The following is a 9,455-nucleotide window of genomic DNA, read 5'->3' as shown; positions in this document are numbered from 1 at the left end:
ACACCTTCCCCGAGGAGGACGCCGAGATCCCGGAGGAGCTGGCGTTCCTGCTGTCGGAGCGGGGCGGCAGCACGGCGCGCGAGCAGGCGACGTTCGCGGCGGTGTGCGGGTCGCTGGCCTCCTACCTGCGCGGCCAGGAGGAGTACGAGAAGCACCAGCGGCGGCAGATCGAGGCGCAGGTCGTCACCCGGCAGCGCGACCTGGCGGCGGCGGCCCGGGGCGCGGAGGAGGCGGCGCAGTCCACGGCCGTCCACCGGGCGGCGCTGACGGCGGCGATCAAGGCGAGGCTGACGCGGGTGGCCGAGGAGTTCGAGAAGCTCGACACCTCCTACGGCGGCTACGGCGCGACGCTGGAGTTCCCGGTGCCGCCCGCGCCCGCCGACCCCGAGCAGCGCTGGCAGTGGCGGGTGACGCCGAAGTGGCGTCGGGGCGAGGGGCAGGGGTTCGTGCCGTACAACCGGCGGGCCAACACCGCGCTCATGGACGAGAAGGCCGTCAAGCTGGTGTGCGCGGCGGCCATCGCGTCGTCCGGCGGCGGCCATCTGTGCCTGGTGCTCGACGAGCTCGGCCGCAACCTGGGCAAGGAGCACCGCAGGGAGGCGGTCGCGCTGTTCCGGCGGATCGGCGAGACGTACGGCATCACGGTGATCGGCGCGCTCCAGGACGACATGGAGCCGTACGCGATCGACGCCTGCGGCCAGTACGTCAAGCTGCGGCGGTCGTCGGACGCGATGCCGTACAACGAGCCGCCGGTGATCGTCGGCCACGACCAGCACGCCGAGCGGGTGCGCGCGCTGGCCGCGTACGTCGACCGGGGCCAGCCGGTCAGCCGGCCGGTCGAGCAGCCGGTGTAGCGGGCGCGGGGAGGGCGGGTCAGGCGGCGCGGCCGAGGTCGTCGGCCGCCAGGGCCCGGCGGAAGTCCTCCCCCGCGTGCTCGACGGCCGTGAGCTGCACGGCCTCCCGCCGGAACACCATCGACAGCCCCCAGTCCGCCAGTACCCGCGCCTTGTGGTTGAACGTCGGCACCCAAGCCAGGTGGTACGCCCGGTGCGCCAGCCACCCCAGGAACCCGGTCAACCGGATCGCGTGCACCTGCGCCACGCCCTGGTGGTGGCCGAGCCCGGCCACCGACCCCAGGTACGCGTGCCGGTACGCCTTCAGCCGTCCGCCCCTGACGTGGGCCGCCAGGTTGCGGGCGAGCAGCTTGGCCTGGCGCACCGCGTGCTGGGCGTTGGGCGCGGTGAACCGGCCCGGACGGGTCAGGTCGGGCACCGCCGCGCCGTCGCCGGCCGTGAACGCGTCCGCCAGCCCGGCCACCGTCAGGTATTCGGTGGCCCGCAGCCGTCCGGCCTCGTCCACGGGCAGCCCGCTGTCGGCGGCGAGCGGGCTGGGCCGGCCGCCGGCCGCCCACACCAGCGTCCCCGCCTCCAGCGACGTGCCGTCCGACAGCCGGGCCACGCCGCCCTCGGCCGAGTGCAGCCGGGTCTCCAGCCGCACGTCCACGCCGCGGGCGCGCAGCGCGTCCACGGTCCAGCGGCCGAGGCCGGGGTGGAGTTCGGGCAGGATGCCGCCGGTCGCCTCGACCAGGGTCCAGCTCAGGTCGGCGGGTTCGATCCCGTCGTGGTAGCGCAGGGCCTCGTCGGCCAGCCCCTGCATCTCGGCCAGCGCCTCGACGCCCGAGAACCCGCCGCCGACCACCACGAACGTCAGCGCCCTGCGCCGTACCAGCGGGTCGTCGGTCGAGGCGGCCGCGGCGAGCTGGGCCAGGACGTGGTTGCGCAGGTGCACGGCCTCGCCGAGGCTCTTGAACCCGACCGCGTGCTCGGCCAGCCCCGGGATGGGCAGCGCGCGGGTGATCGACCCGGCCGCCATCACGAGGATGTCGTACGTGAGCGTCCTGGCCGGACCCTGGACCGGCTGGAACCGCGCGGTGCGGGCCTCGTGGTCGACCCGGATGACGTGGCCGGTGAGCACGCGCGCGCCCTTGAGCACCCGGTTGAGCGGGGCGACGACGTGGCGGGGCTCGATCGTCCCGCCGACCGCCTCGGCCAGGAACGGCTGGTACGTCATGTACCCCCGCGGGTCGACCACGGTGACCGTCACCTCGCCCGACCGGATCAGCCGCCGCAGCCCGCGGGCCGCGTACATCCCGACATATCCACCGCCGACGATCAGAATGTGCTTGCTCATCGTCCGCCCCTCCTCATCAGGTTCTTCACCAGGAGGACGGGACAGCCCCGGCGGATGTGACAGGAGAACCCGGTTCATCGCAGGGAGATGTCGCCGGTCTCCGGCAGGGCGAGCAGGCAGAGCAGGCTCAGCAGGGCCATCGCCGAGACGTAGAGGCCGACGCCCATGACGCCGAGGCCGCTGGTCTGCAGGCTGGTGGCGACCAGCGGCGGCACCGCCCCGCCCAGCACGCCGCCGAGGCTGTAGGCGACCGAGGCGCCGCTGTAGCGGAACTCCGTCCTGAACAACTCGGGCAGGTACGCCCCCATCGGCCCGAAGATCAGCCCCATCAGCCCGAGCGCGCCGGCCAGCGCCACCCCGGCCAGGACGACCGACCCGGTCTCCATCAGCGGGAACATCACCAGCCCCCACACGACGGCGACGGCCGTGCCGGTGAGCAGGGTGCGGCGGCGGCCCAGCCGGTCGCTGACCACCGCCGAGACGACCGTGCCCGCCGCCATGAACAACACGCCGACCATGGTCAGGGTCAGCATGGCGGTCTTCGGGATGCCGAGGGTGGCGGTGCCGTAGGACAGGCAGTAGGTGGTGGCGGTGTAGAAGAGCGTGTAGGCGACGGTCATCGCCCCGGCGGCGAGCAGCACCCGCCGCCAGTGGTGGCGCATCAGCCCGGCGAACGGCACCTTGGCGATGCGGCGCTGGTCGAGGGCGGCCCGGAAGACCGGCGTCTCGGAGATTCGCAGCCGCACGTACAGGCCGACGACCACGAGGAGCAGGCTGGCCACGAACGGCAGCCGCCAGCCCCAGCCGCCGAACTGCTCGTCGGTCAGCGTCTCGCCGAGGATCAGGAACAGCCCGTTGGCCACGATGAACCCGGCCGCGGGGCCGAGCTGGGGGAACATCGCGTACAGGCCGCGTCTGCCGGGCGGGGCGTGCTCGGTGGCCAGCAGCGCCGCGCCGCCCCACTCGCCGCCGAGGCCGATGCCCTGGGTGAAGCGCAGCAGCACCAGCAGCACGGGCGCGGCCACGCCGATGGCCGCGTACCCCGGCAGCAGGCCGATCGCCACCGTGGACAGGCCCATCACCAGCAGCGAGACGACCAGCATCGACTTGCGGCCGACGCGGTCGCCCCAGTGACCGAACACCGCCGACCCGAGCGGACGCGAGACGAACGCCACCGCGAACGTCGAGAACGCGGCCAGCCGGCCGGCCACGGGGTCCATGCCGGGGAAGAACGCGGTGTTGAGCACCAGCGCGGCGGCGGTCCCGTAGATGTAGAAGTCGTAGAACTCGATCGCGGTGCCCATGAGGCTGGCCATGGCGATCCTGGTCGTGCTGGGCGCCGAGACCCGGGGGGAAGTCTTCACTTCATGTCTCACTATCCGGACTGACATCTTGTCAAGCGGTACAACGACGCTACCACCTGCGCAATGTCACACAGCCGCCCGATAGATTCGTCGGCAAACGTCGCCTTTTGAGAGGACCGCACCTTGGCCGTGGAACTGGTCATCTTCGACTGTGACGGGGTACTCGTCGACAGCGAGCGCATCTCGGTGCGCGTGGGCACCGCCGCCCTGCGCCGCCTGGGCTGGATGATCGACGAGAGCGAGTACGCCGAGCGCTTCGTCGGCTGCAGCAACGAGTACTGGGACGAGCAGGTCGGCGAGACGCCCCCGGGCTGGCACGACCAGATCACCCAGGAGTACCTGGCCGCGATGGAGGCCGAGCTGCGCGCCATCGAGGGCATCGAGTCCGCCCTCGACCGCCTGGACATCCCCTACTGCGTGGCCTCCAACGGCCGGCACGCCAACGTCCGCAACAGCCTGGAGCTCACCGGCCTGGCCCGGCGGTTCGACGGCCGCGTCTTCAGCGCCGAGGACGTCGCCCGCGGCAAGCCCGCCCCCGACCTGTTCCTGCACGCCGCGGCGACGATGGGGGCCGCGCCGGAGGGGTGCGTGGTGATCGAGGACAGCCCGTTCGGGGTGCGGGCGGCGATGAGCGCGGGGATGCGCTGCCTGGCCTTCGCGGGCGGCCTGACGCCGCCTTCGCGCCTGTCCGGCCTCGGCGCCACCCTCTTCCACGACCCCACCACAATCCCCGACCTGATAGCCACCCTCCCCTGACCCCACCCTGCCCGTGACACCGGGACCAGCCCCGACCCTTACGCCGCCCCGACCGGCCCCTGCCCCTCCAGCCGGCCCAGAGGGAGCCCCCTCCTAAACCGAGAAGCGGGCGGTCACAGTTCGCCGTAGCGGGTGGCGGGGCAGGTGGGGTCGAGGCGGTCGGCGGTGCGGCGTAGGGAGTGTGCGAGCCGCGCCCGTACGGCCACCCGCTCCGGATCCCGCCTGCGCGGCGCCCCCGGCAGGGCCGCGTCGAGCGAGTCGCGGAACCCCATCGCCGTCCGGTGCGCGAGAACCTGCATGGCATCCATGTCTCTCCTCCTTAATCAATTAAGAGCTTAATCAATTAAGAACGCACCGGCAAGGCCGTTCGATACGGTGGGACGATGGCAAGGGTCACCCTGCAGACGATCGCCGACAGGCTCGGCGTGTCCCGCGCCACCGTGTCGTACGCCTTCTCCCGGCCCGACCAGCTCAGCGACGGGCTGCGGCGGCGCATCCTGGAGGTGGCCGACGAGCTCGGCTACGCGGGCCCCAACCCGACGGCGCGCTCGCTCCGGCTCGGCCGCGCCGGCGCGCTCGGCCTGCTGTTCAGCGAGACGCTGGCCTACGCCTTCGCCGACCCGTACGCCCTCGGGTTCTTCCAGGGCCTCGCCACGGCGGCCGAGGAGGCGGGCGTGGGCCTGCTCATCCTGCCGCTGCCGCACGGCGACCGGCGCAGCGACACCGTGCGCGACGCGGTGGTCGACGCGTTCTGCGTGGTCTCGCTGCCCGACGGCCATCCGGCGCTGGCCGAGGTGCTGGCCAGGAAGCTGCCCGTCGTGGTGGTGGACGAGCCGTACGTGCCCGGCCACCCCTTCGTCGGCATCGACGAACCCGCCGCCGGAGCCGCCGCCGCCGCGCACGTGCTCGGCCTCGGGCACCGGCGGGTCGCGGTGGCGATGGTCGGCCTGCACGACGACGGCCACACCGGCTGGGCCGACCGCGCCCGCCAGGAGGGCGCGGTGTTCGCGGCGATGCGCGCCCGGCGCGGCGGCTACCAGACGGCCTGCGAGCAGGCCGGCCTCGACTGGGACGACGTGCCCTTCTACGAGGTCGCCAGGAACTCGCGGGAGGCGGGCAGGAAGGCCGGCCACGCGCTGCTGCGGCTGGACCCCCGGCCCACGGCGATCCTGACCAACACCGACGTGCTCGCCCTCGGCGTCCTCGACGCCGCCGCCGACCTGGGCCTCGACGTGCCGGGCGAGCTGTCGGTCGTCGGGTTCTCCGACAGCGCGGCGCAGGAGGCGGGGCTCACCACGATCCGGCAGGCCAAGCAGGAGATCGGGGAGGCGGCCGGGCGGCTGCTGCTGTCGGGGGCGGCGGCCCGGCCGGAGCGGCGGCTGTTCCCGTACGAGCTGATCGTGCGGGCCTCGACCGCGCCGCCGCCCAGCTGACCGCCCAGCTGACCGCCGGGCTGACCGCTTAGCTGACCAGGGTCGACCCCCTGCGGGTCTTGCCCACCTTGAGCTGCACGGGGATCCGGGTGCGCAGCTCGCCGACATGGCTGACGATGCCGACCGCGCGTCCGCCGTCGCGCAGCCCGTCGAGGATGTCGAGCACGTCGTCGAGGGTGTCCTCGTCGAGGGTGCCGAAGCCCTCGTCCACGAACAGCGTGCCGACCTCCGCGCCGCCCGCCTCCGCCGTGACCACGTCGGCCAGGCCGAGCGCGAGCGCGAGCGAGGTGATGAAGCTCTCGCCGCCCGACAGGGTCGCCGGGTCGCGGTCGACCCCGGTCCAGGCGTCGGCCACCTTCAGGCCCAGGCCGCCGCCGGACCGCGCCCGGGATCCGGCGGTCTTGCGCAGGTCGTGCCGGAGCAGGTAGCGGCCGGACGACATGTGGTCGAGGCGCTCGTTGGCGGCGTCGACCACCTGCCTGAGCCGCTCCCCCAGCACGAACGACGTCAGGCTCATGTTCCACTGGTTGTCGCCGGACGTGCCCGAGGCCAGCGCCGCCATGCGTTCGGCCAGCCGGTGCCGCTCGGCCGCGGGACGCCACCGCTCGATGCGCGCGGCCAGCTCCTCGCGCAGCTCGGCGAGGCGGGCGGCGCTGGCCGCCGCGCGGTCGCGCTCGCTCGCCAGCCGGGTGTGCGACTCCTCCGCCGCGTCTCTGGCGGCCTCGGCGGCCGCCAGATCGGGCGCGGGCTCGGCGGCCGCGGCGATCAGCTCGGGGTCGGCGAGCAGGGCGGTGACGGCGGCGTGCTGGTCGTCGAGCCGCCGCAGCAGCTCCGCCTTGCCCTCCCGCTCGGCCGGGCTCCGGTACGCCTCCTCGGCCTCCCGCACGTCGGCGAACCCCGCCTCGGCCGCCGCCCGCCCGGCCGCCTCGGCCGCGGCGTCGAGCTCGGCGGCCGCCGCGACCGCCGCCCCGGTGGCCTCCAGCGCCTCGCGCAGCAGCTCGGCCTCGTCGTGCAGCCTGGACAGGCGGGCCGTCAGGGTCAGGTCGCCGCCCCGGGCCGCGTCGAGCCGCGCCCCCAGCCGCCCGGCGTCCGCGCTCAGCTCCTCATGTCTGGTACGGCCGGCCGCCACCCGCGCCGCGATGCGGCGTCCGCGCTCCTCCAGCTCGGCACGTTCGCGGCCGAGCGCGGCCACCTCGGCCGCCAGCCCCGCCTCCTTGGCCGCCACCGCGGCCAGCCGCCGCAACTCCTCCTCGGCCGCGGCCAGCACCCGCCTCCCGTCGACCCCGTCCGGGGGCTCAGGAAGGGCGTCTGCCGTGAGCGGGCGCTCGGAGAGGAGGGTCTCGGGGTGCAGGGTCTGGGCGAGACGGGTGTGCAGACGGGTGCGTTCGGCGGTGAGCCGGGTGCGGTGGGCGTGGTGGGCGGCGAGCGCCTCGGCGATCTCCCTGGCCCGGTCGCGGACCTGGTCGCGGTCGCCTTCGAGGCGGTCGAGCGCGTCGGCGAGGGCGGGCTCCCGGTCGGCGATCGACCGCAGCCGGGCCAGTTCCTCCTCGGTCGCGAGCACGCGTTCGGCCGCGGTGTCGGCGGACAGCCCCTCGGTGGCCTCCGAGGCGTCGGCGAGCCGGGACTCGATGGAGGCCAGAGCGCGTTCGGCGGCCTCCCGGTCGGCGGCGGCCGCCTCGTGGGCGGTCTCGGCGGCGCGCTCGTCGTCGGGCGAGGGCGCGCTGGGGGCCGCGGCGGCGGGCACGGGGTGGTGCTCGGAGCCGCAGACCGCGCACGGACGCCCGTCGGTCAGGTCGCGGGCCAGCTCGGCCGCCATGCCGTCGATCCTGGCCTGACGCAGGTCGAGCCAGCGTTCGCGGGCCTCCTGGGCGCGGTCCACCAGCACCTGGTGGGCGGCGGCGGCCGACTCCAGCTCGGCGGCCAGGGCGTCGCGGCGGTGGGCGGCCTCCAGGACGGCACGGGCGGCGTCGAGACGGGCGGCGGCGGTCGGCACGGCCGCCGCCTCGGCGCGCACCTCGGCCAGGGCGGCGCCCGCCGCGGCCAGCCGGGCGGGCAGCTCGGCCTCGGCCGCCGCCACCTCGGCCTCGCGCCGGGCCAGCGCCTCCAGCTCACCGGCCAGTGCGGCGAGCTCCCGGTCGACGTCGATCAGGTCGGCGGCGGCGTCGCGTACGGCCTGGGCCGCCGGGATGCGCGCCGCGGCCACCCGCGCGCCGGCCAGCCTGTTCTCGGCGTCGGCGATCAGGCCGGGCAGGACGGCGAGCCGCGCGGCGGCGGTCTCGTCGGCGCTGACCAGCTCGGCCAGCTCCTGCGCCACCCGCGACAGGTCGCGCCGGACGACCGACAGCCGGGCCTCCTCGGTGAGCAGCTCGGACAGCCGGGCCAGCTCGGCGCGGCGCTCCCGCTCCAGGCCCTCCAGCTCCTCCACCGACGGCTCCGCGCCGCTCGCCGGCCCCTCGACGCCTGGCGTGGATCGGCGGGTGAGGAGGGGACGGGCGCGGGCCAGGGCGTCGGCGACCATGGCGCGGGCCTTGGCGGCGGCCTCGGCGCGCTGCCCGGCGGCCGTGATGAGCGGGAGCACGCGGTCGGCGCGGGCGGCGTCGTCGATGACGGCCTGGAGGTCGGCGCGTTCGTCGGCGCGTTCGTCGAGGGTGCGGCGCAGGGTCAGGGCCTCGGCGTGGCGGCGGCGGCGGTCGGCGAGGGCGGCGGCCTGCTCGAAGCGCGACCGCGCCGCGCGTACGGCGTCGCCCGCGGCGGCGTGCCGCTCCTCGCATCGGTGGACGACGGCCCGCGCCGCGTCCAGCAACGCGCCGGCCCATCCGAGCGGATCGTCCGCCGCCGACGGCAGACCCCCGTCCCCGGCACCGCCGTCCGGCGCGGAGGCGAGGACGGGCCCGGCGGCCTCCTCCAGGCGTTCGACGGCGAAGGCGACCTCGCGCCCCAGCTCCTGCTCCTCCCGCCCCGTGGTCCGCCGCCGCTCGGCCAGCCACGCCTCGGCCTGGGTGAACACCTTGACGGTGAACAGCCGCTCCAGCAGCCGGGCGCGGTCGTCGCCGTCGGCGCGCAGGAACTTGGCGAAGTCGCCCTGCGGCAACATCACCACCTGGCAGAACTGCTCGGCGTTCATCCCGAGCAGCCCGCCCACCAGGTCGCCCGCCTCGTCGAGCCGGGTCGTGAGCCCCTGCCAGGCGGCCCCGCGGCGCTCCTCGACGATGACCTTGGCCTTCTCCTCGGTGAACCCGGCGCCGCGCAACTTGGGACGCTGCCACGACGGCGACCGCCGGATGCGCAGCGAACGGCCCCGGATCGTGACCTCCAGCGTCACCGAAGGGCCGGCGCCGGCGGGCGCGTGGTCGCAGCGCAGGCTGCGGGCGCTGTTGCGCTGGCCGGGCACGACGCCGTAGAGGGCGAAGCAGAGCGCGTCGAGGATCGTGGTCTTGCCCGCCCCGGTGGGCCCGTGGATGAGGAACAGGCCCGCCTCGGTGAGGGCGTCGAAGTCGACCGTCTCGGTGCCGGGGAAGGACCCGAAGGCCGTGAGGGAGAGCAGGTGCGGCCGCATCTACGCCATCGTCTCCTTCATCCGCGACGCCTCGACCGCCTGTCTCAGCAGCTCTTCCTCCTCGGGCGCGGCGGGCTCGCCGCGCACCTCGCGGACGAAGTCGAGGGCGACCTCGGCCTCGGGCCGCCCGCTGACCCGCACCGGCCCGGCGGCGGG

6 protein-coding genes and 1 pseudogene are annotated in these 9,455 nt (G+C 75.2%); 3 read left to right on the top strand and 4 right to left on the bottom strand.

Annotation, left to right across the window (positions count from 1 at the left end):
- Positions 1–854: pseudogene (locus ACWCSD_RS39850) on the top strand (chromosome partitioning protein ParA); the annotation flags it as partial.
- 19 nt (positions 855–873) lie between these two features.
- Here ACWCSD_RS39850 and ACWCSD_RS39845 read toward each other — a convergent pair.
- Complete coding sequence (locus tag ACWCSD_RS39845) at positions 874–2,190, bottom strand: NAD(P)/FAD-dependent oxidoreductase (RefSeq protein ID WP_449922648.1); 1,317 nt, start codon at positions 2,188–2,190, stop codon at positions 874–876.
- A 74-nt stretch (positions 2,191–2,264) separates the two neighbouring features.
- Positions 2,265–3,554 (bottom strand): MFS transporter, encoded by a 1,290-nt coding sequence (locus ACWCSD_RS39840; RefSeq protein ID WP_397163788.1) that lies wholly within the window; start codon positions 3,552–3,554, stop codon positions 2,265–2,267.
- 129 nt (positions 3,555–3,683) lie between these two features.
- Between ACWCSD_RS39840 and ACWCSD_RS39835 the strand changes: the two genes are divergently transcribed.
- Positions 3,684–4,310, top strand: coding sequence for an HAD family hydrolase (locus ACWCSD_RS39835; protein ID WP_449922650.1), 627 nt, complete (start codon positions 3,684–3,686; stop codon positions 4,308–4,310).
- A gap of 113 nt (positions 4,311–4,423) precedes the next feature.
- Here ACWCSD_RS39835 and ACWCSD_RS39830 read toward each other — a convergent pair whose 3' ends face one another.
- On the bottom strand, positions 4,424–4,618 hold the full coding sequence (locus ACWCSD_RS39830) for a hypothetical protein (protein WP_449922645.1): 195 nt from the start codon (positions 4,616–4,618) through the stop codon (positions 4,424–4,426).
- A 75-nt stretch (positions 4,619–4,693) separates the two neighbouring features.
- Between ACWCSD_RS39830 and ACWCSD_RS39825 the strand changes: the two genes are divergently transcribed.
- Positions 4,694–5,743, top strand: a complete 1,050-nt coding sequence (locus tag ACWCSD_RS39825) for a LacI family DNA-binding transcriptional regulator (protein ID WP_358285102.1) — start codon at positions 4,694–4,696, stop codon at positions 5,741–5,743.
- A 28-nt stretch (positions 5,744–5,771) separates the two neighbouring features.
- Here the strand turns inward: ACWCSD_RS39825 and ACWCSD_RS39820 are convergent, their stop codons facing one another.
- Positions 5,772–9,299: an AAA family ATPase gene (locus ACWCSD_RS39820; RefSeq protein ID WP_449922643.1), complete on the bottom strand. Its 3,528-nt coding sequence runs from the start codon at positions 9,297–9,299 to the stop codon at positions 5,772–5,774.
- Between the last annotated feature and the right edge of the window lie 156 nt (positions 9,300–9,455).

The organism is Nonomuraea sp. NPDC001684 (assembly GCF_053596515.1).
The sequence above is the reverse complement of the archived record's forward strand: the minus strand, read 5'-3'. Positions and strand labels throughout refer to the sequence as shown.